The sequence below is a fragment of the Microvirga terrestris genome (assembly GCF_015694425.1).
In the GTDB taxonomy this organism is placed as follows: domain Bacteria; phylum Pseudomonadota; class Alphaproteobacteria; order Rhizobiales; family Beijerinckiaceae; genus Microvirga; species Microvirga terrestris.
The window spans coordinates 247761-271448 of the sequence record NZ_JADQDN010000001.1; the positions used below are offsets into that span (position 1 = coordinate 247761).

Consider the following 23688-nt stretch of genomic DNA (forward strand, 5'->3'; position numbering starts at 1 on the left):
CTGCACATTACTCTTTGACCCGACTCGAACCTCCGCTTGCACCAGGCGCAGTTGCCGATCGATGATAGGCAAGGTGGGTTTGCATCGGCAGATACAGTCGTCTCCTGCAAGATCGGCGCATGCCGGCGGGAACACATCGGCGCTGGGCAGCGCCTTCACAAGGATAGATCGACATGCACTTCGTCGTCGCCCGCCTGAATCATGAAACCAATACATTCTCGCCGGTACCAACGCCACTCGCATCGTTCAACCCACGCTGGAACGAGGATGCCCTGCAGGTGGGCAGGGGCTCCCGCACCGCCATGGGCGCCTTCCTGGCCTTTGCGGAAGCGCGGGGCGCAGAGGTGGTGACACCGATCTTCGCCACTGCCAACCCGAGCGGCCCTGTGGCCGATGAGGCTTTCGAGGCCATGGTGGTCGCCATCGTCGATGCGGTTGGGAAGGGATGCGACGCCATTCTTCTCGATCTTCATGGTGCGATGGTGACGGACAGCTTGGACGATGGCGAGGGCGAGCTTCTCGGCCGAATCCGCGCCGTCGCGCCGGATGTGCCAGTCGGCGTTGCCCTCGATCTTCACGGTAATATCACTGAACGTATGGTCGCCAACGCCGACGTACTCGTGGGCTTCAAGACCTATCCTCATGTGGACATGTATGAGACCGGCGCCCATGTGGCCCGGCTCGTCGGGCGCATGCTCGACGAGGGGCTCGCGCCGAAGCGGGCATGGTGCCATCCACCGCAATTGGCTCATACCTTGAAAATGAATACCGGCATACCAGGAGCCATGCAGGACGCGATTGCGGCCGCCCGGCAGGCGGAAGCAAGGTCCGGCATCCTCGCGGTCAGCGTTTTCGGCGGCTTTCCGATTGCAGATACCCCGGAGGCCGGCGTATCAGTGGTCACGGTCGCGGAAACGGCAGATCTCGCGGCGGAGGTCGCACGCGAGATTGGTGGGCTTCTGTGGGAGCGCCGAGCTGAACTCGTCTATCACGAGGAGCCTCTTCAGCAATCGGTTGCCGCTGCGCACGCCGCCGGCGAAGAAGAGGGACAGGGCCCTGTGCTTCTGCTCGATCACGGCGACAACTGCATGTCCGGCGGCACCTGCGATACGATGGATGTGCTTGGCGAGGCACTAGCGCAGGGGCTCGACGACATCGTCGTGGGCCCGATCTGCGATCCCGATGCCGTGGCGGCGATGATGGCCGCAGGCGTCGGCGCACGGATCAGGGTTAAAATTGGCAACCGCGTGGCCATGCCTCGTATCGGCATCTCCAAGGATCCGCTGCAGCTCGGCGGCGTAGTCCGCGCTCTGGGCGACGGGGAATATACGATCAGCGGCCCGACTTACACGGGGATGCGCTGCTTCATGGGGCAGGCTGCCGTACTTGATACTGGTCAGGCGCGCATACTCGTCACCGAGTTGCCCCACGAGCCGTGGGACCTTGCCGTGTTCACAAGCGTCGGTCTCGACCCACGTGCGTGCCGTCACCTCATCCTGAAATCCCGCATGTACTGCCGCCCCGTCTTCGAACCTATCGCGAGGGTTGTCATCGAATGTGCAAGCCGTGGGGTGACGAGCTCGGATTACAAGTTATTCCATTTCGAGAAGCTCATCCGCCCGGTATATCCCCTCGAGGAAGACGTCTTGTGGAGGCCTGAGGCAGTTCGGCTATGGCAAACGATAAGGACAGCGTCTTGGCCCAGGGGGCGCGGTTGAGCAGACAGGTGAAGGCGGGATTTTGGCGTGAGGCGGAAGTATGGCCAATTTCTGAGTTGAGGCAGTAAGCCGACCTTCATTCAATCCGCTCTTCGTTATACTTTGACCCAAACCAGACCTGTCGTGCCCTGCCAATAATTCCTCAGATAACGTTCTGTCCTGCCAGCAGTGCTCTGCGCCGCACTTACGCTCCGATTGTGCCGACAGATTCGTCAATGATCGGCTTGCAGCCAGTCCCAAGCAGGCTGCGCCGCTTCCGGCAATTCTGTGCGTCAAGCATGAGCAAAGCCTCTCAGCGGATTCGCGGTGGGGCTCCGCCTGCCGACTGCACGGAGAGGGCTCCCGCTTCAATCCCGGCGGCCAAGCTTCTCCCAAGGTCCGAGGTGCCGAGCCAGGAGTGCAGAAAGCCTGCATTGAAAGCATCACCCGCTCCTGTTGTATCGACAACGTTCACCCGAAGCGCTTCAGCAGAGATACGGGTCGATCCGCAGGAGGCCACTGCACCGCGCTCGCCGCACTTCAGCACCACCAAGGGAAATCGTTCCCGCAGACTTTGCAGGATCGCCTCGTCCGTGCTTTCTCCCGTCAGCGCCTTTCCCTCCTCGATATTCGGAAGCAGCAGGTCGATCCCTGCGCAAATTTCAAAGAAGTCCGAGCCACGGTGGATCAGTTCATCGTCCCAACTTGGGTCGAGGGAGATCGTCAGACCTAAGCTGCGAGCCAGTGCGATCACCTCCGGAGCATCCCTGAGGGTGGCAAACTCCGCGATGTGCAGATGGGCGACATCATGGGCGGAGAGAGCCTGCTCCAGCGTCGCCGGACGGGAGCCCCCAGCACGCCGGGACACAAAGGCCCTTTCCCCGTTTCTGACCAAGGCCACGGTCGGCTGGGGTCCGGCGTCAGGAGATCGCTCGATGAACGACAGGTCGATCCCGCTGGCTTCGAGCTCCGGATTGAGGCTCTGCGACAGCGGATCCGTACCCAAGCGGGTGAGCAGGGCAGTCGGACGGCCGAGGGAGGCGAGATGCGCTGCCGTGATATAGCCGCCGCCGCCGGCTGCGATGGTCACGCTGTCTGCAAATCTTTCGCGGCCGAGTGCCGGCATCTCGTGCAGCCCCATGAAGATGATGTCGCAATAAGTCCGCCCAAGACATAGGATCTTGCTGCGCTCGGCAGGCATTCCTGTCATCGGCTTGCCAGCGCTTTCTCGGTGGCCTTGTCGAAATAGTAGAGTTTTTCCATCGGCGCATGGAGGGTGAGTTCCTCGCCGATCCGCGGAATCTGCCGTCCCGGCGCGGAGCCGATGATGGTCTGGCCGGCGTTCTCGATGTGCACGAGCGTCTCCGAGCCGAGGGTTTCCACGACGGCGACGGTACCGGATACGGTCAGGCCCGCGGAGGTGTCGCCGGCCGGGATAAGGTCGTGCGGCCGAGCGCCAACGAGGATCTCCGAGCTATTTGCGGAGGAGAGCGGAACCTGCAACGTTCCTCCGAGCGCGAGAGTGGCTGCGCCACCCTTTAGGGAGGCGGGCAAGAGGTTCATGGTGGGGCTGCCGATGAAGCAGGCGGTGAACACGTCGACAGGGTTTTCGTAAAGCTCCATGGGCGTGCCCACTTGAAGGATGCGGCCCTCGCGCATCACCACGATCCGGTCTGCCATGGTCATCGCCTCGACCTGATCGTGGGTAACGAAGACCGAAGTGGTGCCGAGGCGGTGGTGGAGCCGCTTGATTTCGATTCGCATCTGTGTACGCAGCTGCGCATCGAGATTGGAGAGCGGCTCGTCGAACAGGAATGCGGCCGGATCGCGCACCATGGCGCGGCCGATGGCGACGCGCTGGCGCTGGCCGCCCGACAGGGCGGAAGGGCGACGCTCGAGGAGATGCGTCAGGCCGAGGGTTTCCGCCACTTGCTCCACGCGTTGGCGCTTCTCGCTCTTGGAAAGATTGGAGCGGTAGAGGCCGAAGGCGATGTTGTCCGCGACCGTCACATGCGGATAGATCGCGTAGTTCTGGAACACCATGGCGATGTTCCGGTCCCTAGGCTGACGCTCGTTGACGACGCGCCCGTCGATGCGGACCGTGCCGGCGCTGATCTCCTCGAGCCCGGCGATCATCCTGAGCGTCGTGGACTTGCCGCATCCCGAAGGACCGACCAACACGACGAACTCGCCGTCTTCGATCGAGAGATCGATGCCATGGACCACGGTGGTTGTTCCAAAGCGCTTGACCAGGCGCTCGATTTCGATGGTCGCCATCAGCGGTCTCCGAGAAGTGCGTTGAAACGGGAATGGAGATCCTGGGCAGAGGCTTCGCCCCGGCGCTTCGCTTCCTGCATCCGGTGGCGGATGCCGGTAATCTCCTGGTTGTACCCAGCAATCGCCTCAGAGAGCGCCCTGGGCGCCGGCCCGCCGAAGCGATCGCGCACGGCGACGAAATTTTCCGGGGAGACGATCTCGGCGAACTGAGCCCTGTCGACGGCAGCGCGCCGGCCGGTGCAGCGCTCGAATGTTTCCTGGAAGGATTCGTAGCCGTCCTCCTGAATATCGCCGCCGATAGCCACCACAGCGCGAGACACCTCGGCTGCGACCTCGTGGGCCTCGCGGAACGACAGGCCCTCGCGCCGCACCAGGCTGTCGGCGAGCTCCGTGACGGTAATGCAGCTACGGCGGATGTTCTCGCGCACCCGCTCAGGGTTGATGCGCAAGGCCGGAACGAGGGCGGCCAGCAGATCGAGGACACGCCCGCCGCCTTCGAAGGCTCCGTAGCCGAAGCCCTGGCTTTCGCCCTCGCTGTCGTTCATGTCCGTGAACGGCGTGTTGTGCATAATTGTGAGCATGGCCCGCGCCCGCCCGACCGTCTGGGAGGCGAGGTGGCGCATGTGCTCGATGGGGACCGGATTGCGCTTCTGCGGCATGATCGAGCTGATCTGCACGAAGGCGTTGGGCACATAGACTTGGCCTACCTCGAAGCTCGTCCAGAACTGGAGGTCCTGGATGAAGCGGCCGAGATGCAAGAATGCCAGCTCGATGGCCGAATAGGTCGAAGTGATGTAGTCGATGGAGGCGATGCAGCCATAGGAGTTCTGCAGGGGACGGCTGAAGCCGAGAAGCCGCGCCATCAGGTCCCTGTCGATGGGAAAGCCGCTTGTGGTGATGGCCGCCGCTCCCATGGGGCTGTGGTCCACAATGTCCCGAGCCGCTTCAAGCCGCGCGATGTCGCGCAGCAGCGTCTCCAGCATTGCCGCAAGATAATGTCCGAAGACCGTCGGTTGCGCGGGCTGGCCGTGAGTATAGGCGACGATGAGCGTAGCGCTCTCCCGCTCGGCAACAGACGCCAGGGTCTCGGCGAGACGGACGAGGCGCTCCAGCAGGGGATCGATTCGTGCTTTGAGACCGAGCTTGAACAGGGTGTGGTCGATGTCGTTGCGGGACCGAGCCGTATGCAGGCGGCCGGCGAGGTCCGGCCCCAGGCGCTTGCGCAGCTCCTTCTCGATCAGGAAGAAAAAATCCTCCACCTCGCCGGTATAGGTGAGTGCGCTCACGTCGATCTCGTCGTCGATGGCTTCGAGCGCCTGCGCGATGGGACGGGCCTGCTCGATGGTCAGGATCCCGGTCTCGTGGAGCATTACGAGGTGAGCCCTGTCGATGAGGCGGAATCCCTCGGCGTGATGGTCCTTCGCTCCGTCGAAGAGCGGCCGAAGGATGGTCTCCTTGTAGACCGGATCCGGGAAGACGGAGGTGTCATTGAATGGGCCTGGGGTCATCGGCACTCAGCCTTTTAGTCCGGCCAGCATCACGCCGCGGACGATGTAGCGCTGGAGGAACAGGAAGATGATCAGGGTAGGAAGGGTCGCGATGCTCGCGCCGGTCATGATCTTCTCCCATTGGATCGACTGCTCGACCGCGAAGCTGGAGAGACCGACGGGCAGGGTGTAGAGCTCGGCGCTTGTGGTCACGATGAGCGGCCAGAAGAATGCCGTCCAATTGCCGAGGAAGGTGAAGATAGCGAGCGCCGAGAGGGCTGGGGTGACGAGCGGCATGGCGATCTTCCACCAGATGGTGAACTCGTTGAGCCCGTCGATCCTCGCCGCCTCCAAGAAGTCGTCCGGCACACCCTCGAAAAACTGCTTCATCAGGAAGGTGCCGAACGCCGTCATCATGCCCGGGAACATGATGCCCCAGTAGCTGTCGATCCAGCCGAACTGGCTTGCCATGAGATACCAGGGCAGGACCAGCATCTCGGTCGGGATCATCAGCGTGGACAGGATCGCGATGAAGACGATGTAGCGCCCGCGGAAGCGGAATTTCGCCAAGGTATAGCCGACCAAGCTGTCGAAGAACACGTTCGACAGCGTGACGATCACGGCTATGATGGCCGAGTTGATGAGCCAGCGGGTGAACCGCCCGTCGCCGAGAATCTCGATGTAGTTGTCGAGGGTCGGGGCCTCCGGGATCACGCGCAGGTCATAGACCTGCGAGGCATCCTTCAGGGAGGTGGAGATCATGAAGAGAAGGGGCGTTACCATGATGACGCCGCCGATGAACAGGAGCGTCCAGGCAAGGATCCGGCCCGGCCGGATATTCGGCATCGCAAGGCTCGGTGAGGATGCGGCGGCTTTCATCAGCGGTCTCTCATGAGGCGCAACTGAACGAGGGAAATCACGAGCAGGATCAGGAACAGCACCACGGTCTGTGCGGCGGCATAGCCCATTTCGTAGGAGCTGAAGGCGGTCTGGTAGATCATCAGCACCAGGGGCTTGGTGGAGTTGAGCGGCCCGCCGGGGTCGTTCGTGTTGATGTTGTAGACCTGGTCGAAGATGCGTAGGAAGCCGATGGATGAGAACACGACCAGGAAGACCAGGGTCGGCTTCAGCAGCGGCAGCGTGATCTTGCGCAGGATCGCGCCTTCCGGAAGACCGTCGATGCGCGCGGCTTCGTAATAGGTGACGGGAATGGCCCTGAGTCCCGCGAGGAAGATGATGATCTGGAAGCCAAGGCCCGCCCACACCGCGGGCGCGAGCACGGCCGGCAGAGCCTGCGAGGTCGAGCGCAGGAAAGGCTGCTGCGGGATGCCGAAGCTGGAAAGAAGGTCATTGATCACGCCGATGGGAACGGGCTGATAGAACCAGCGCCACACCCAAGCCATCGCGGCAGCGGTAGTGAGGAAAGGCAGGAAGTACAGCGCGCGGATGAAGGAGTGCATGAACCGCACGCGGTCCAGGTAATAAGCCACTACGAAGGAGATCAGCAGGCTGATCGGCGTGCCGAGGATCAGGTACAGGAAGGTATTGCGGAACACCTGCCAGAACAGCGAATCCTCGATCAGCCTCCCGTAGTTCTCCAGCCCCACGAAGGAGGCGGGCTTGGTGATCGTCCAGTCAGTCACGGACAGGTAGAAGGCCTGAAAGGTCGGCCAGAAGCGGATCACCACGTAGAAGACGAGCGGAACCGCAAGAAAGCTCCACGCCCAGAGCACCTGTTTCTGGCCGAGGCTCATCCTCGACCAGAGGCCGCCTCCAGCGGCCTCCCGATATGCGACGGCGGACATGCGCTGCTTCCTCGCGGGTGTGCTTTAGCGCTTGGCGCGGTCGATGATTGCTTGTTCGGCCTCCGCAGCCTTGGCGAGGGAGGTCTTCGGATCCTCACCACCGATCAGGACGCGGTTAGCCATGTCGATGGCTACCTGACGCTGGGCCGCCTCGTCCTTGAACAGAGTGGTGTGAGCATATTCCAGGCCCTTGAGGAACGGGCCGTAGACGGGATGCGCAACATTCTCAGGAGTTAGCGCCACATCACGGCGGGCCGGCAACTCGCCCACCACCTCCATCCAGACCTTCATGGCCTCGGGCGAGGAAACGTACTTCAGGAACTTCTCAGCCGCCGCCAGCTTCTCGCCTTCGGCCTTCGTGGTGATGGCATTGGCGAAGTAGCTAGCATAGTTGCTGCGTAAGCCTTGGGCGTTGGCAGGGAGCTCGGTCACGCCCCACTCGAAGGCTTTGATCGTGCCAAATGAGCCGAGGCGGAAGGTGCCATCGATGGTCATGGCGGCAAGGCCCGCACGGAAGGCGGCCTGTCCCTCATCCATGAAGCCGGCTTGGCCGACCTTATGCTTCTTCTGCAGATCCGTGTAGAAGGTGAGCGCCTTCAGGCCGGCCTCGTCATTATAGGCTACCTTGGTGTCGTTCTCCGTGTAGGGAACGCCGCCGAACTGGCGGATCAGCACTTCGCGCCACCACTGATGGTCTTGGCCGCCCATGTCCAGGGTCATGCCGGCGGAGACGATGTTGCCGCTGCCATCGCGCTTCACGGTCTTCTCGGCGGCGGTAACAAGTTCGTCGATCGTCTTCGGCGGGTTGTTGGGATCGAGGCCGGCGTCCTTGAATGCCTTCTTGTTATAGAAGAGGGCGAGGGAGCGCACGGCGGTCGGCAAGCCGTAATAATCGTTCCCGCGCTTCATGGCGCTCACGATTGGGAAGAAGTCGCGCTCGATTTCAGTCGAGGGGAAAGCCTCTGCGCGCAAGGGGCGGATCATCTTGCCAGAGATGAAGTTGTCGGTCCAGCCGTAGAAGAGTTGTACCACATCCGGCCCTTGGCCGGCGAGGATCGAAGCGGCCACCTTGGTCTGGTAGTCCGCATAGGGGAAGGTGGTCTGTTTGACCTTGATGTCCGGGTTCGCCTCCTGGAACTTAGCGATCAGTTGGTTCATCGCCTTGACGCGGGTGTCGAACACATACTGCCAGTACTCGATCTCGACGGCCTTGGCGCCAGTAGAGGCCAGGGTGGCAAAGCCCAAGGCAACGCTCGCGAGCATATGACCGAAACGCATGTTCCTCTCCATTCTTGCTGGCGCTGAGCGCCGATCCTTTTCTGGTGCCGGCCTTTGAGGCCGATCCACCTTCCAGGCTCCCTTAGAGTTAACAGGCTGTCAATAAGATAATCCACTTGAGTTATTACGTGCGCTGGATAAACCTTACGGCTTGGAGAGTTTGGAGATGCCGAAGAAATCCAAGGCCGGGGTACGCTCGACCATCGGCAGCAATCCGGAGCGCAACCGCTCCCACAACCGCCGTGTGGTGCTCGACGTCGTGCGCCAGCTCGGCCCTATCGGACGCAGCGAGATCTCGCGCCATGCACATCTGAGCACGCAGGCCGTTTCGAACATCGTCGAGGACCTCGTTGCCGACGGCCTTCTCATCAAGACCGGGCGGCTCAGGGCAGGGCGTGGTCTTCCGCCGATCCAGTTTGCCGTCAATCCGAACGGCGGCATGACGGCCGGCATCGAGATCGCGGCGGATCACGTCTCTACCCTTCTCGTGGACGTCGGCGGCCGCGTCCGCGCACAGCGCACGGTGCCGATCCGGCACAACGATCCGGACTCGGTGCTGCCCGTCATCAATGCTGAAATCGAGGCGGCGCAGGCCGCTCTGAGTAAGCCCGTGCCCCAGCTCCTCGGGGTCGGAGTCGTGATGCCTGGTCCGTTCAACGTCGAGGGCATGACCTCCGTCGGTCCAACGACCCTGTCGGGATGGCTGGACTTTGATGCGGCCGCCGGAATCGGACGCATGCTGAATGTGCCGATCACCCTGGAGAACGATGCCACGGCCGCCGCCGTCGGTGAGCGCCTGCATGGGGCAGCGAAAGACCTCAAGAACTTCTGCCTTATCTATTTCGGACAGGGCCTCGGCCTTGGCATCATGATCGACGGGCGGCCTTACCGTGGAGCGAACGGGAACGCCGGCGAGATGGGGCACGTGCTGGTGCAGAAGGGCGGCCATCGCTGCTCCTGCGGGCAGCATGGTTGCCTCGAGGCCTATGCGTCGATCCAGGCCCTTACGGAGAAGCTGGCTGCGGCGGGAGTTGAGGGCGTCGACTACGAGCGTCTCGAGCAATTGCATCGCCAGCGGCATCCGGTGTTCGAAGCGTGGGTTAGTGAGGCGGCCTCCTATCTCGCTCCGCAGATCGCGATGCTGGAAAATCTATTCGATCCCGAAGCCATTGTGATCGGCGGCGCACTGCCGCTAGGTCTGCTTGAGGATCTCACGCAGGCCATGCAGCCGCTGCCCCTGTCCGTCGCACGCCGCAGGAACCGCAGCGAGGCGCGGCTGATCCAGGGACGAACCGGTCGGCTCACTGCGGCGCTCGGTGCCGCAGCCCTGCCACTTCTGGAAACGATGACGCCTCGGCTCGACACCGCCCAGGCCGCCAAGCGCGAACAACCGAACGAGGAGATGTCCCTTGCTGGATGACCACAGCCGCCTTGCCCGCGTCGTTCACCAGCCGACCCTGGTGCGCCTTCATCGCGCCCTCAGCCGGCTGCGCTCAGTGCTCACCGTGATGAACACTGGGGCTCATCCGGACGACGAGATTAACGGTATGCTCGCAGCCCTGCGCTTCGGCTACGGCATGCGGGTTGTGGTGGCCTGTTCCACGCGAGGCGAGGGCGGCCAGAATGCCCTCGGGCCGGAGCGGGGTGCCGTTCTCGGCGTCCTGCGCACAGCGGAGATGGAAGAGGCCGCCCGACGCATAGATGCGGATGTGGCTTGGCTCGGCCATGGTCCGGACGACCCGGTCCACGATTTCGGCTTCTCGAAGAACGGCGACGACACGCTCCGCCGCTGGGGCGAGGAGCGCGTCGTCGAGCGCCTCGTGCGAGCCTACCGTCGCTATCGTCCGGACATTGTCATCCCTACCTTCCTGGACGTGCCGGGCCAGCACGGTCATCACCGCGCGATGACCCGCGCCGCAGAGGCGGCACTCTCACTTGCCGCCGATCCTTCCGCCTTTCCGGAACATGCCGCGTCCGGCCTCACGCCCTGGCAGGTGTCGAAATATTACCTCCCGGCTTGGTCGGGCGCAGGCTATGCCTATGACGACGAGGTGCCTCCGCCGCCGGCGACGCTGAGCCTCAAGGTTGTCGGCGGCGACGAGGTGACCGGGCTCTCCTATAAACAGCTCGGTGAGTGGTCGCGCGCCGCGCATGCATCGCAGGGGATGGGCAAATGGCGCGACAAGCCGGCCGACCAATGGAGCCTGCACCTGAAGGCCTGGGCCGACGGCGAGGCTGGGCCGGAGAAAGATATCCGCGCTCATGTGCCCGCAACCCTCGCCGACATTGCAGCCATGCCAGGCGTGACCGGGTCGGCGTCAGCAGCCCTGCAAGAGGCGCAGAGGCAGATCGATGCTGCCATCGCCGCCTTCCCAAATCGCGCCCGCATGGTCGAGGCGCTCGTCGATGCGGCACGGCGGATCGAACAGGCTCGCGCGGAACTGGACAAAGAGGCAGCGGGCAGGGTGGGGCATCGCCTCGACCGGAAGCTGCGGGAGATAGATGCGGCTCTCTTCGAGGCCAGCGTCAACACAGCCCGCGCCGTTTTCACCGGACCGGCGCATCCCGGCGCGCAGATCACGCTGCAAACGCATATCGACGGGCAGGACCTTTCTGATATCGCGATGACGCCTCGCCTTCCCGAAGGCTTCAACGCCGTCGGGATGCACGAGGAGCCGGGATATGTGCAGTTTGAGATCGTGATTCCTGCATCAGCTCCCCACACTGGAAACTATCCCGAAGCTTACGATCCATTGGGTGGCAATGGCGAGGGAGGCGTTCGCATCTCGGGCAGGGTCGGGGGGCGCAGAATCGAGGTAGATCTCGATTCGGAGGAGCCCCTGAGAATCGGACCGCTGCAATCCCTGTCCCTTGAGCCGACAGTGGCGCTCTTCAAGGCCGGGGAGCCAGCCAATGGCATTCGGGTGCAGACTACGAGAGCCGAGCCGACCGACTGGCAGGTGCTGGCGGGCTGGAACGTTCGCAAGGAGGGGAGTGACTGGGTTGTTCTGCCGCCCCGAGAGTTCCGCCCTGGCGTCACGACGCTCGTTCCTGTCGTGGACGGCAGGCCTGCGACTTCGCTCCACACCATCAGCTATCCTCACATCAGGCCGACATCCTTCATTGCGCCGGCGGAGCTGAAGGTTCTGTCGCTCGATGTCACTCTCCCAGTGGGTGCCCGCATCGGCTATGTGGGTGGCGGGAGCGACAATGTCGGCGTTCAGATGTGCCGCCTTGGCCTCGACGTGACAGATCTCGGCGAGTCCGAGCTGAAGGCAGGTCAACTTTCCGCTTTCACCACCATCGTTGTCGGCATCTTCGCCTTCGGCCTCAGGCGCGATCTCAAGGCGGCTACAGGGCGGCTGCATCACTTCGTAGAGGAGGGCGGCCATCTGGTGACGCTCTACCATCGCCCCACTGATGCTTGGAACCCGACCGCCACGCCGCCGCGCCGCCTCGTCATCGGCTCGCCCTCCTTGCGCTGGCGCGTTACCGATCCCGGCGCTCCCGTGACCGTCCTGAGGCCGGATCATCCCCTGTTGAGCTCTCCGAACCGCATCGATGCTGGCGACTGGCAGGGTTGGGACAAAGAGAGGGGCCTCTACTTCGCGGCGGAGTACGATGCCGCCTACGAGGAGCTGCTGGCCCTGAATGATCCGGGCGAGAACCCGCTTAAAGGCTCCCTGATCTCCGCGCGCATCGGGCGGGGGCGGCACACCCATGTCTCGCTCGTGCTGCACCACCAGCTCGACAAGCTGGTTCCCGGCGCATTCCGCGTGCTCGCCAACCTCGTGCAGCCTGCCTGAGCGCATGGCGGCCGAAGCAGACAGCCGCTCCGCCCGCCCTGCGGTTTCCATGTGGAGCAGCGCGGGATGGCTGCTGCTCGACATGAGCCTCGTCACGATCATGCAGGCAATGGTCAAGGCGAAGGGCGAGACCTATCCGGCGATCCAGCTCGTCTTCCTGCGCTCCCTTGTCGGGTTCCTGGCCGTAGCGCCGCTCATGTGGCGTCACCGTGCCAAGCTGGCGAACCTGTCGAACATTCGTGGCCATCTTGTGCGCGTCGCCTTCAACTCTGCGGCGCTCACCTGCAACTTCGCAGCCTTCGCGGTGCTCCCGCTCGCCCTCGTCACCGCCATTAGCTACACCCGCCCCCTCATCCTGCTGGCGATGGCGGCTTTCCTGCTCGGGGAGAGGGTGAGCCGGATCCGCTATTCGCTTACGGCCTTAGGTTTTGTCGGCGTCGTCATCATGCTGCGGCCGGACGAGATTCCCTGGAATGTCGGGCTGCTCGCGGCCTTCGGCTCCGTGTTCTTCGGCGCACTTTCCGTGGTGCAGACGCGACGCCTGGCGGGCGAGGACACGGTTGTCCTGATGCTTTTCTACACGGTGGGCCTGACCCTCCTGACATCGGTTCCGGCGGCCCTCGTCTGGATCCCGATCCCATTGGCTGAGGCACCCAGCATCATCGTGATCGGGATTCTGGCCCAGGTCGGGCAATATTGCTGGCTCCAGGCCTACCAGAAGCAGGAGGCACGGCTTCTGGCGCCCATCGGATACCTGTCCATTATCTTCTCGGGCTTTGCAGGCTGGCTCTACTTTGGCGAAGTTCCATCGTTGTCGCTGTGCCTCGGTGCAGCCGTGGTCGTCCTGACCACCATGCTCGCAACACCAGCCGAAAGGTGGCTCAAGAATTGGGGATAGCGGCAGGGCTCGAGCTGACATCTGCACAATGTTAGCTTTTGGCACATCCCACCAGTAACTCGAATGTCTCCCTTCACGCGATGAGCAGTCGTTCATTCGGTCTGCTCAATTTCCTTGTTTGACCCGAAGGGGACTTCTATCCTGCAGATAGGGATAGATCGGCAGGCTGGCTCGCAGACGGCCACCGGTGTGCCTTGCCCTTAGCGGACAGCACGAAGGTCGCAGGAGGGTCGAGAGCGCTCACAACTTTCGGTCAGACGAGACACCCTCCCTGTTTCCAGGACTCGTACCCGTGCAGAGATGCGCCATGGATCAGGTCAGGAAGTGGCGGGCTGAGATACGGCTCAGCCGACGCAGAGAAAGTGATTGGGACGAGATCGGATTCGCCTTGCACGTAGGTTGGACAAAAGCCGTAACCACATCGCTCCGTCCGACATGGCGTCAGGTTAGCTACTTTGTCGTGACGTTCACCAAAGCGGTCACCGGCTTGCCGTTCACGAGAACGGGCTTGTGGTAATCATCGGCCAGGAGAACACCGATCACGTGCTGGCCGGCAGCCTTCGGGCAGTGGCCGAAGCGAGCCTTGATGAGATCGCCCCCGAAGTCGCTGTTCATGCTGTTGGAGGGCTTTCCCGGGATGTTGCACGTGTCTCCGTCCGGATCGATCTTCAAATGCACATGACCGCATTGGTGGTTCGCGCCGCATTGTCCTGCGGGGAGGAGTGTGAAGTTGCTCTTCAGTACGACGCCGATCGCTTTTTCAGGATCATTCCCAAGGTCAACGGCTGAACCGGGCTGTGGCCAAACGATCTCCAGGGTGGGCTGGTCTTCGGCGTAAGCCAACCCGATCGGGGATGCTAGGAGAGCGAGACTGAACAGCAAGGAAGGACGAAACATGTGGATCTCCATCTACGGTGTAATCAGTGATTACATGCAAGAGAGACGGGGTCAACAAAATAATCGATGATTACATTGAAGCATGCTATCGATCAGGAATGGCCAAGACATCCGTCACCAAAGCAGGCGACCAGCCTAAGCCCTACCATCATGGCAATCTGGTCGGAGCGCTCATTTCAGCAACCGTCGAACTCATTGAGGAACATGGGGTCGAGCAACTGTCCGTGCGTGAGGTGGCAAAGCGTGCAGGAGTTTCGCCCGGAGCGCCGTTCCGGCACTTCCGATCAAAGACCGCGCTCCTGACGGCCGTCGCCGAACAGGCAATGGATCGGCTCACGGAGGCAGTCGCCAGAGCGGTGTCCGATGTTGATAGCACTGATCCCGCAGCCGCGTTCGAAGCGATCGGTCAGGGCTATCTTGAATGGGCGATGGCCAATCCCACGCACTTCCAAATCATCAGCTCCCGCACCCTGATCGACTTCGAAGCGTCCTCCAGTCTGCGCGACCAGAACGGAGCCATACGTGAGAAGATGGTTGAGCTGTTGGCTCGAGCCCAACACCAAGGCCGGCTGGCCCCGGACGTTGACCTGGATCATCTCGTTCTCGCCGCCCGTGCCTATGTCTATGGCTTGGCACGGATGGCCATTGATGGCCACTTCCCGGAATGGCATCCGTCCGAACCGCCTGCCATCGCGGTTCGCAGAGCTCTGCGTCTCTTCATGAGCCAGATGATTGTTCCACCGAGATGTGACCTCAGGAAACCAAAGAAGTCCTCCTAAGAAAGACTCGCTACCAGCAAGACCTCATCGAAAGATCCAGCAATCCATTCACAGTCAATTCGGCTCGTTGAGCGGTCCGATGCCTCTGACCGCCTTCGACACCCCGAATACTCAGGCCTGACCTCCTCGGCGATACTGCCTCCCGCAGGAGTGCGCCGGCAACCTGGACGCTCGACGAGCTGGTGCATGTTGTCGACCACTCAGTTGACGGTGCCGTTGAATTGGATTTGGCTCGCACTGGCGAAGATCTGTAATATGCATGGAGGAGAGGTAGTCCAAAAGTCTGTGGTCATAGGGCAAGCGGACCTTCAAACGGCCACGTCAAACGGCTCATTCTGACCCAAAACAGTCCTTGAGGAGCACGTGGAAGTCGTCAGCCAAGCCTGATTGCAGTTGTACAACGAGAGAGATGACTACAGGCAAAATTGCTGGCAAAACTTTTTATTCCACTCCATCAGAAAAGATCGCCTGCTTCGGGGCTGGCTATTGTGCTTTCTCGTGTCTATATCATGCATGTCAGGTTCGCCTGACTATGATCGTAGAGGCAGAGTGGAATAGGCGTTTAGGACGCGGGTTCGATTCCCGCCGCCTCCACCACAAGCACACCGGCCGTCCAAGTTCCGCAAGACGGGTTTTGGGCGAATGGCCTTTCGTTGAGGTCATGCCGCTGTCCCGGTGTGTTTGTGATGGGGGCGACATGGGTTCGACTGGGCGCAATAAAGGCTAGGCTGCGATTAGGCTGAGCTACGGCCTTGATAGTGCAAAACTCATAAATGCCAACGATAACGTTGACATGGGTGCAGTGCGCCTCGCGGCGTAACCATCCGGGGCTCGGGAAGGCCTAGCAACAGAAACGGCACCTTCGGGTGCCGTTCCCATTTCTAAACCTTGGCCTTTTACGCTCACGTTGCCTACAAAAGAAAGACGAAGAACAGATGTCAGAGATGCAGGTGGACGGATACATCCGCGTTCCAAAAGGAACGATGGTCTATCCTAAGGGTGATGGCGTCGAGGCCCCATCCACCCGCGATCAGGTCGTGAAGGTCACCAACATCTTCGACGTAGATGTCAAGAGTGACAACTTCTATCTGCTTCTGCCCGATGAGATGCGGTTGCGCTACTTTGAGGCCAGTGGCAGCAAACGTCTCATTGATCAGGACATCCTGGAGTTCACTGATCGGCTAACGAAAGGCGATTATCGAGCGGTGGAGTGGTCAAGCAAATGGGCGCTGATCGCCGATGTTCAGCCTGCCGAAGCTCCCACCCGCGCCAAAGTGGCAAAGAAGGCTGACAAGCCGGAGAAGAAGCCGGTCTCCAAGCAGCAACAGATGGTGATTGGCTCCGTGTGGACCTTCACTCAGGATGTGGAGCTTCGCTACAAGGTCCGTAATCCCGCATATGCTGTCATGCGTGACGATATTGAGAGCAGCCTCCGTCAACTGCCATCACACGCTCGGAAGCAGACCGTCGACGCGAAGCTGAACGAAATCGGCATGGTGGACTATCTTGATGAAGTTTGGGGGCCTGTGGTGGCAGGCGAGACCTTCACGGTCCGCAGCAAGCTGACGTCTGGCTTCGCAGGTGAGCAGGACGTACCGATGGTTTTTCGAGGCGAGAAGTTTACACTGCCCTATGCCAGCCTTGAGCCTTTCATCGAGCTGGTGATTAAAGGATAAACCGTGCGAGCCGGGTCAGCTGACTATTGCAACTGATGGGATCGTTGAGCCGGCAAGACGCAATCTTCGAACACTGGATCTAATCGGCCTGGCGCCGCGAGGAGCCTCCCCCAGCCTCGACAGATCGATCTGCCTTGCGCGTGCACTCATGGCTGGCTAGCAATCGCGGCAACGCGGGCGGCCCCGCTTACACTATTCTTGACCCTGTAGCCGACATCATGATCGCTCTCAGGCACCTGACGATTGAATATCATTAGTTGCTAGGGTGGCTTACCAACAAATGCCCTCCTTTCTGAGATGCAACTACTCCATAGTGTACTTCGGCGAAAGTGCCCTGGAGTTCTATCTCTCTACGCATCGAAAAAGCGGAACCTGCTGATAAAGGTCGAATGTGCGGGCTGCGCCAGCCGTTGCAGAGGTGTTGGGTCAAGTAAATGGTTCGGGATGGTTGCCACACCAAACGATTTCTCTGCTTCTCTATGAGTGCAGGTCCGTCAGTCAGCTTCGCGGAAATCGGCTTAGGGGCCGGTCCGGTGCGACAGTCCTAAGGTGCGCATGAGATATTGATAACGCATCTACCCCAGAGCAATCAGGCTGCTATATGACCTTCACCGTTCAGCTCATGCGGGTGGCGACAGATTTTTGACGAAGAGGGCATGATAGTCCTCAACGAGGAGCATCGGCTGATGGCCGTGCTGGTGCGCCTCTAGGGCGAGAACGAAGTGGCTCCGGGGCAGTGGTACCTAGAGGCTGGTGTTGGGCGCCTGGATGGCGGAAGCCATCCGCTCTTCTCCAACCTGGATCAGGCACAAGCTTGGATCAGTCCGCGTTTCCAGAAAGGATGGTTGGCGGTTTCCACTCGAATACGCTGCTTCCAGTTTTCGTGAGGGCTTATTCAACCTGCTCTAACCTCCACCGCAGTCAGGAGATCATTAGACGACATACAATGCCGCGGACGCTCATGGAGAAACTTGGCCGGCCACAGGTCCTGTGGAGGGTATGTTTCCCATCCAGCCTTGCAACCCAGTATAGAAGCCCCATATCTACATTATCGACTTTGGCCGAACAATCGGGCCGTTTCGCTTGTGGCTTTGCCAGGCGCACGTTCAGACACTCTCCCCAAAAATCGACGAACCCAAGCACAGCGCCGCAATCTTGCGCGGCCTCAAGCTCACGTGCACTCACGCAAAGCCTAAGGATACTCCGATGATCACGGGCACCGTAAAATTCTACAACGATCAAAAAGGTTTCGGCTTCATCGAACCGAGCAACGGCGGCGCGGACGTATTCGTCCATGCCACCGCTCTGGAGCGCGGCGGAATACGCGGCCTCGTCGAAGGCCAGAAGGTCGCCTTCGATACGGCGGAAGACCGCCGCTCCGGCAAGATGGCCGTCAACAACATAGAGATGGCATAAGGCCCGTCCCGCCGGTGCAGGCTTATCCGCACTGAGGCATTGAGGCCGCTCCCGCATGGGAGCGGCTTTTTATTTGCACCTGCGACGCTGCCACTGCGCAGTCGTGTAAGTGAGCTGAGCCGGTATGTTGGCCGAACACCTCAAGTCACCTCATTGCATTAACATCATACGGGATCGGCCATGAACGAGTTTCAGGAGAATGTGGCCGACACCTCGGAGCGAACCATCGCCGAACGGCACATCGAAGCCGTACGGCAGCAAGGTGGCCTCTTCGTCGAGGCCGTTCGCCGGACCCGCATGCCGATGCTCGTGACCGACGCCACCCTACCCGGCAACCCGATCGTTTTCGCCAACCAGGCGTTCGTCAAGTTGTCGGGCTACAGCTCGGACGATCTGCTCGGGCAGGACCCGCACTTCATGAACGGCGACGGCACCGACCCTGAGGCCATCCGGCGCTATGAGACTGCGATCCTGGAGAGACGGGACGAAACCCTGGAGATCCTCCAGTACCGCAAAGACGGCACCCCATTCCGGGCGATGCTGTTCGCCAGCCCGGTGGATGACGGTCAAGGCACCGTCAGCAATCATTTCCTCTCGTACCTCGACATCACCCGACGCTACGATGCCGAAGAGGACCTTCGCGCGCTGACCTCTGACCTAGAGGCCCGAGTGGCGGCCCGAACACGGGAGTTGGAGACCACTAACGGAAAGCTGTCGGCGCTGGTCGCTGAGCGCGAGATGCTGCTGGTCGAGGTCAACCACCGCGCCAAGAACAGTCTTGCCATTGCGGCATCCCTCCTAGCAATCCAAGGACGACGGCAGCCGGACCCGGCCGTCAGGGCCCTGTTCGAGGAGGCCCACGATCGCCTCAACGCCATGGCGCGGGTGCACGATCTCCTGAGCAAATCGGAGAAGGCTCAACGCATCGATGTGTCTGTGTACGTGGCAGACCTGTGCCAGGCATTGAAGCCGATTACGGAGAACGATGATCGCATATGTCTTGAGGCGAAGATGGATGACGGGATGCTGGTGGACGCGGATACTGCGGTTCCGCTTGGCATTGTGCTCACCGAACTGATCACAAATGCTGTCAAGTACGCTTTCCCGGCACCACGGTCAGGGACGATCTTCATTCGGGCGCGCCGCAGCCAGCCGGGATGGATTGAACTGATCGTCCGGGATGATGGCGTCGGGATGTCGAGTCTTCGAGAAGGATCGCTCGGCTATGGCCTTGTTCGGTCTCTCGTTCAGCAGATCCGGGGTGAGATCGACGTGCGCAGCGATACGGGCTTGACGGTCACGATCTCGTTCCCAGAGACGTCCCAGTAGGCGCCAGAATACATCCGAGATGTGGCACAGGTGGTGACACGAGTTAAAGCCGTCGGCCGTACTGGCCGAATATCACTGCGGCCTTAGGAACGACGAGGACTGATTGCTATTCCAATCGATATGCCTGAGAAGAAACCTGACGTTCGCGCATTCATTCTCGTCGTCGAGGACGAAGCACTCGTCCGCATGATGCTGGTGGACGTGCTGGATGATGCTGGGTTCAAGGTCATGGAGGCGGCTCACGCGGACGAAGCGCTCCATATTCTCGCGGCTGTTCCCGACGTCCAGGTGGTCGTTACGGACGTGGAAATGCCACGCGGGAGCATCAACGGCTTCGAGCTTGCCCGCAGAGTGCGGCATGATCGTCAGGATATTGGTGTCGTGATCGCATCGGGACGCGTTGCCCCCGCACCCGGGGACCTGCCGGAGGGGACCCATTTCGTCGGAAAGCCCATTCGCCCTGAAAGACTGCTTGAGCTGATCCGAGCGCTGCTCCCTAAGGGCTGAGAGTGCAACGAACGAGCACTCGTGGCCCTGAGGCGTGGTCGCAAGCCTGAATTCTGGTTACTGGCGCCCTGCAAAGAGCGCGTCGTTCCGGGTGCGCCACGCGTCGTCCGACAGCCACTTGTAATCCTGATCGGGCATGTGGGGAATGGTCTTCACCTGCGCCTCCGGCATTGGAAGGAAGAAGCTGTCCCGCTCCTGTGAGACTTTGAGGGAACGGATCGGAACGACGATGCTGTCCTTGCCAGGCGTGAAGAACCCACCTGACGCCACAATCGCGTAGTCGCGACGGTCTTTGGTGCCAAACACAACGTTCCGCACTTCGCCCACGATCTTATCGTCGGCGCTGCGCACCTCTGCGCCGATGATCTGGTCCGCCCTCAAGCCTGGAGCAAGCTCCTCGATGTGGATCAGCGGCTTGGCGTCCTTGTCAGCACGGCGACCCTGAACGGCGCCCCGCTGGACCTTTGGCTCGCGCGCGTTCATCTGCGTCTCCGCATCCTCCTCGTCGTTGCCGCCCAGAGAGTTCATCGGAGGGCCGGCGAGGAGTTCCCGGATGTTGCCTAAGAGGCGCTCACAATCGTCATGCCGCCCGTAGGACCAGAGCGTGATCGCCGCGTCGCGCAAGTTGCGCAAGTCACGAACTGTCTGGCGATTGGCCTTCCCGCGAAGCTCGGGCCTTTGCAGGATGGCCTCTTCGAGTTTGGCGTCCGCGATCTGGCAGTCGGCCATCGCCTGCGTGACACCGAGCATGCTGAGAAGAGCAACTGCAAGGAGAATTCGTGCCGGTTTCATCGTTAGTCCGATCTGTAGGAAGGGCAAGGTGCCAGGCGAGGCCGCCTTCTGCCGCCAGCCATCCGTGTCTGGAGCATCAAGAGGCATCGCGATGTGAATGCAATTTAAATAATCAATTCAGGAAAAATGTTGCGCCAACGTAAGTAATCGATCAAAAATAATATGCTTTTCTAGAATATTTGTATGTTCACCATACATATTTTCAGCGAGGATGATACCTAAAGTTACTCAATTTTTATTGTTAATATTATCTGTTCGTCCTCAATAAACAATCGTGAAGGCCGCATACAGCTAGAAGAAAACGCGGGAAGAACAATGATATGGAGCAGCATTCCGACGAGATACAGGGCCGAATAAGACGGCGCGCCTATGAGCTTTGGGAGCAACATGGCGGTCGCGAGGGCCATGAGGCGGAGTTTTGGCACCAGGCCGAACGTAAGCTGAAGAGTGAAGCGATCAGGAGCGACATCAGCAAAGGCATCAGCGCGAATGCTGCTTCGGCGAGGAGCGGTTCCGGGTCCGATAGGCCAGGCTAGAAACGGAAAGAGCGCCAAAGTTCATGCTTAGCGGGTCGGTCGAGACTATTCTTCACAACCTTCACGGTTGGACTTGTGGTCAAGGTTGATCCTCGCCCGGATTGCGCCGGCAGACGCCTCGGGTGTGCTTTTCAATGGCTGCCAAAGCGGCATCAAGGGATGCGAAGGGTCCACGGTCGATGCCGGTCATGGTCTCCGAAGCATGGCCTTCCGGGTGGATTGTGAACTGGCTGGCAGATGCCTCTGTGATCCGACCCATCGAGCGGCCGAGCAGGTCCGTCAGGTTCCATGTCCTGCCGTCGTCTGTTGGTGTCACAATCACATCCAAGCCTACCTCCAGTTCCCGCAATGCGCATCAATTTGTATGGGTTGTCGGGCTCACTGCACGGCTTGCAGACGCAAGTTGTTCCAGAGAACTCCCGGTCTTACTTGTATAGTAGGCAGTGTCCACAGCCCCGGCCACCTCCTCCTCTGAAAAGCCTCTCCGAGGAGCCGGCTTCTCTTCTATGCTTAGAGCAATTACGTGTGCGGCGTAATACGAAGCATGCAGAGAGCTTTGCGTCTGCCTGCCAGTATTCAGTTGGGCTCCACAGCGCGGGACGGGTGCCTTTATCCAACGTTCGTTCTCGTGAGAAACAACCCACGAGGCTGGCTGTCGAATCAGGTATCATGGGGTCCCGAAGCATCCTGCGTCAGTGCGGCCTCAAGAGCTTCCGGCGTGACCAAGATCGCTTGGAAGGATCCTGCCCCACGGTGTGTTAGGCGGAGAAAGATCACGGTGGCTACACGGCGGTAGGCCAAGAAGGATAAGCCCTCGATGGGTTCCTCGTCCGTCTGGACCGTGTAGCTCCCGGCTGGCTGAGTCTCATCGAGTCCATCCAACGAGAAAGGCCGCGCGAAGGTGATCGTCCTGGATGTAGTGCGCAAAGTCATGGCTATTCTCCATAGGGCAAGTGGGGGCAGCCTAGATCCCAACGTCGTCGACGCACGCAACTGCTGCAACGCGCGAGTTTCGCTGCTGCTCATTTTCCCAGGACGTTAATCACCTGGGACATCCTATAGGGCTTCGAGATGATGATCCCACCAGGTACGGGCTGCATCTGCTCTGAATAGCCTGTCACATACAGGACAGGCAGATCCGGGAAGCGCTCGCGGTAGGCCCTGGCCACTTCCCAGCCATTAGCCTCTGGCATCCGAACGTCGGTCAGCAGAGCATCAACGGCGATGCCAGCTTGAAGGAGCCTCAATGCTTCCCCGCCGCTGGCTGCTTCGATAACCTCATGCCCGGCATCTTCCAGCCCCGTCACGGCCATCTCACGGATGAATGGGTCATCTTCGACGACGAGAACTTTCATCATGTCGGTGCTTGCCTGACTCCTCCCTTATGGAGGCTTGTAGTTTCGAGAGCTCTCGAATGGCTTGGCCTTCAGAGAACGGGCTAAGCCGAGATCTTGATCTTGTGGTCAACTTCATGCGTGTTGCCTTGATCTTGGGCTGATAAGCGGAGCTTGAGCACAGACTGTCCTGTGGGATCGGTGACATCCAGTTACCACTCTTCGCCTTCCCAGAACTTGTCGCCTTCATCCCACAGGATGGCGCCAGCGAACTGAATTGCTTCGACGCGGGCTTCCTTGAGGTCGGCAAGCTCCGACCCTACATTGTCGATGATGTCGCGGCCGTCGATCACATGGAAGAAATAGCGAGGCATGGGGCGCTCCTTTACCTGCAGGCGGGAGCGCATCGAACTCTCGGTCACCGACGCCTGGGTAAACCAGGCCAGTAATACTAAATAGATATAGTGCGGAGTCTCACTAAATCAACGTTATCTCATCGGTCATGACTGCATATCATCCCAGTCTGTATTCCACTGAATTCTATAGCGCTGCCGCGAAGTCATGTGTCGCCAATGTTAAGTTCAGATCTCAGGCTTGCGCAGGATCAGCTCGTTCTCCCTGGGTCGGTCGGAGTCGGGATCGATTTCAAGAGCTTCGGAAACTCGCTGCTTGCCACGATCCTGCTCAACCCCGGCCCTCACTATCGTGCCGCGCGCAACTCAGGCGTATCCCGCCTTAAGCACCGACACCTGCAAGAAGGCGTCGCCGTAGCCGACATCCAACGCTCGAGAAAGACCACACCTGTTTCGACATGGTGTTCTCGGACCCGGTTATGCCGGGAATGAGTGGGATCGAGCTGGCTGGGAGATCCGGTAGTGGTACTCCTCACTTCTGGTGGCGCTGACCTCCGACTATAGCCACGTGCCGGCGGAGGGGGCGGCGCGACTTGGAGCTGCTGCAGAAGTCATATGGTGTCGAGGACGTGTCGCTGGTGCTGCGGCGGGTGAACCGAAGGAAAGCTGCAGGTTAGCCTTGCCCAGTTCGACCTGTCGGACCGACGTCCACAGCGGTTTCGATGGCGGTAGAGCTAAGGTCGATTTACAGGGCCCTCGCCAGACGGAACGTCCGGAAATGGCACGAGGCGGAAGTAAAGCCAGTTTCTGAATTGAGGCAG

Annotated in this window: 22 protein-coding genes and 1 other RNA gene; 11 read left to right on the forward strand and 12 right to left on the reverse strand. The window is 60.6% G+C overall.

Annotated features, from left to right (window positions below):
* Positions 1–173: 173 nt before the first annotated feature.
* Positions 174–1718: a M81 family metallopeptidase gene (locus I2H36_RS01150; RefSeq protein WP_196262053.1), complete on the forward strand. Its 1545-nt coding sequence runs from the start codon at positions 174–176 to the stop codon at positions 1716–1718.
* A 292-nt stretch (positions 1719–2010) separates the two neighbouring features.
* Here the strand turns inward: I2H36_RS01150 and I2H36_RS01155 are convergent, their stop codons facing one another.
* From I2H36_RS01155 to I2H36_RS01180, 6 genes are read right to left on the reverse strand one after another with little or no spacing between them, the layout of a single operon-like run.
* Positions 2011–2907, reverse strand: a complete 897-nt coding sequence (locus I2H36_RS01155) for a carbohydrate kinase family protein (protein ID WP_196262054.1) — start codon at positions 2905–2907, stop codon at positions 2011–2013.
* Positions 2904–3974 (reverse strand): ABC transporter ATP-binding protein, encoded by a 1071-nt coding sequence (locus I2H36_RS01160; protein WP_196262055.1) that lies wholly within the window; start codon positions 3972–3974, stop codon positions 2904–2906. The genes I2H36_RS01155 and I2H36_RS01160 overlap by 4 nt, the downstream gene beginning before the upstream one ends.
* The gene (gene argH / locus I2H36_RS01165; RefSeq protein WP_196262056.1) at positions 3974–5482 is read right to left on the reverse strand and encodes an argininosuccinate lyase; all 1509 of its coding nucleotides are present in this window, start codon (positions 5480–5482) and stop codon (positions 3974–3976) included. The genes I2H36_RS01160 and argH overlap by 1 nt, the downstream gene beginning before the upstream one ends.
* Positions 5483–5488: 6 nt before the next feature.
* A complete protein-coding gene (locus I2H36_RS01170; RefSeq protein ID WP_196262057.1) occupies positions 5489–6340 on the reverse strand; it encodes a carbohydrate ABC transporter permease in 852 nt (283 codons plus the stop codon).
* Positions 6340–7266: a carbohydrate ABC transporter permease gene (locus I2H36_RS01175; RefSeq protein WP_196262058.1), complete on the reverse strand. Its 927-nt coding sequence runs from the start codon at positions 7264–7266 to the stop codon at positions 6340–6342. Before I2H36_RS01175 ends, I2H36_RS01170 begins: the two co-directional genes overlap by 1 nt.
* A gap of 24 nt (positions 7267–7290) precedes the next feature.
* Complete coding sequence (locus I2H36_RS01180; protein ID WP_425523262.1) at positions 7291–8556, reverse strand: sugar ABC transporter substrate-binding protein; 1266 nt, start codon at positions 8554–8556, stop codon at positions 7291–7293.
* A gap of 154 nt (positions 8557–8710) precedes the next feature.
* Between I2H36_RS01180 and I2H36_RS01185 the strand changes: the two genes are divergently transcribed.
* From I2H36_RS01185 to I2H36_RS01195, 3 genes are read left to right on the forward strand one after another with little or no spacing between them, the layout of a single operon-like run.
* Positions 8711–9964 carry an ROK family transcriptional regulator gene (locus tag I2H36_RS01185; RefSeq protein ID WP_196262060.1) on the forward strand — a complete coding sequence of 418 codons (1254 nt, stop codon included), beginning with the start codon at positions 8711–8713 and terminating at the stop codon, positions 9962–9964.
* The gene (locus I2H36_RS01190) at positions 9954–12350 is read left to right on the forward strand and encodes a PIG-L family deacetylase (protein WP_196262061.1); all 2397 of its coding nucleotides are present in this window, start codon (positions 9954–9956) and stop codon (positions 12348–12350) included. Before I2H36_RS01185 ends, I2H36_RS01190 begins: the two co-directional genes overlap by 11 nt.
* A gap of 4 nt (positions 12351–12354) precedes the next feature.
* Positions 12355–13248: a DMT family transporter gene (locus I2H36_RS01195; protein WP_196262062.1), complete on the forward strand. Its 894-nt coding sequence runs from the start codon at positions 12355–12357 to the stop codon at positions 13246–13248.
* A 450-nt stretch (positions 13249–13698) separates the two neighbouring features.
* Here the strand turns inward: I2H36_RS01195 and I2H36_RS01200 are convergent, their stop codons facing one another.
* Complete coding sequence (locus tag I2H36_RS01200) at positions 13699–14145, reverse strand: hypothetical protein (RefSeq protein WP_196262063.1); 447 nt, start codon at positions 14143–14145, stop codon at positions 13699–13701.
* A 26-nt stretch (positions 14146–14171) separates the two neighbouring features.
* On the opposite strand from I2H36_RS01200, the gene I2H36_RS01205 reads away from it, so the two are divergent.
* From I2H36_RS01205 to I2H36_RS01230, 6 genes are all read left to right on the forward strand, one after another.
* Positions 14172–14924 (forward strand): TetR/AcrR family transcriptional regulator, encoded by a 753-nt coding sequence (locus I2H36_RS01205; RefSeq protein ID WP_343234377.1) that lies wholly within the window; start codon positions 14172–14174, stop codon positions 14922–14924.
* A gap of 476 nt (positions 14925–15400) precedes the next feature.
* Positions 15401–15786: a transfer-messenger RNA gene (gene ssrA / locus I2H36_RS01210) on the forward strand.
* A gap of 73 nt (positions 15787–15859) precedes the next feature.
* Positions 15860–16600 (forward strand): hypothetical protein, encoded by a 741-nt coding sequence (locus tag I2H36_RS01215; protein WP_196262064.1) that lies wholly within the window; start codon positions 15860–15862, stop codon positions 16598–16600.
* A 1206-nt stretch (positions 16601–17806) separates the two neighbouring features.
* Positions 17807–18016, forward strand: a complete 210-nt coding sequence (locus tag I2H36_RS01220; RefSeq protein WP_196262065.1) for a cold-shock protein — start codon at positions 17807–17809, stop codon at positions 18014–18016.
* Positions 18017–18196: 180 nt separating this feature from the next.
* Positions 18197–19345 (forward strand): sensor histidine kinase, encoded by a 1149-nt coding sequence (locus I2H36_RS01225; protein ID WP_196262066.1) that lies wholly within the window; start codon positions 18197–18199, stop codon positions 19343–19345.
* Between the two features lie 120 nt (positions 19346–19465).
* Positions 19466–19852: a response regulator gene (locus I2H36_RS01230; RefSeq protein WP_196262067.1), complete on the forward strand. Its 387-nt coding sequence runs from the start codon at positions 19466–19468 to the stop codon at positions 19850–19852.
* A gap of 57 nt (positions 19853–19909) precedes the next feature.
* On the opposite strand, the gene I2H36_RS01235 is transcribed toward I2H36_RS01230, so the two are convergent.
* Positions 19910–20644, reverse strand: coding sequence for a PRC-barrel domain-containing protein (locus I2H36_RS01235; RefSeq protein WP_196262068.1), 735 nt, complete (start codon positions 20642–20644; stop codon positions 19910–19912).
* Positions 20645–20964: 320 nt separating this feature from the next.
* On the opposite strand from I2H36_RS01235, the gene I2H36_RS01240 reads away from it, so the two are divergent.
* A complete protein-coding gene (locus I2H36_RS01240; RefSeq protein ID WP_196262069.1) occupies positions 20965–21180 on the forward strand; it encodes a DUF2934 domain-containing protein in 216 nt (71 codons plus the stop codon).
* A 79-nt stretch (positions 21181–21259) separates the two neighbouring features.
* On the opposite strand, the gene I2H36_RS01245 is transcribed toward I2H36_RS01240, so the two are convergent.
* The 4 genes from I2H36_RS01245 to I2H36_RS01260 all read right to left on the reverse strand — a co-directional run bounded on the left by I2H36_RS01245 (position 21260) and on the right by I2H36_RS01260 (position 22888).
* Positions 21260–21496 carry a hypothetical protein gene (locus tag I2H36_RS01245; protein WP_343234378.1) on the reverse strand — a complete coding sequence of 79 codons (237 nt, stop codon included), beginning with the start codon at positions 21494–21496 and terminating at the stop codon, positions 21260–21262.
* A gap of 344 nt (positions 21497–21840) precedes the next feature.
* Positions 21841–22113 (reverse strand): hypothetical protein, encoded by a 273-nt coding sequence (locus I2H36_RS01250; RefSeq protein WP_196262071.1) that lies wholly within the window; start codon positions 22111–22113, stop codon positions 21841–21843.
* A gap of 89 nt (positions 22114–22202) precedes the next feature.
* Positions 22203–22538: a response regulator gene (locus tag I2H36_RS01255; protein ID WP_246718589.1), complete on the reverse strand. Its 336-nt coding sequence runs from the start codon at positions 22536–22538 to the stop codon at positions 22203–22205.
* Between the two features lie 188 nt (positions 22539–22726).
* The gene (locus tag I2H36_RS01260; RefSeq protein ID WP_196262072.1) at positions 22727–22888 is read right to left on the reverse strand and encodes a DUF6894 family protein; all 162 of its coding nucleotides are present in this window, start codon (positions 22886–22888) and stop codon (positions 22727–22729) included.
* Between the last annotated feature and the right edge of the window lie 800 nt (positions 22889–23688).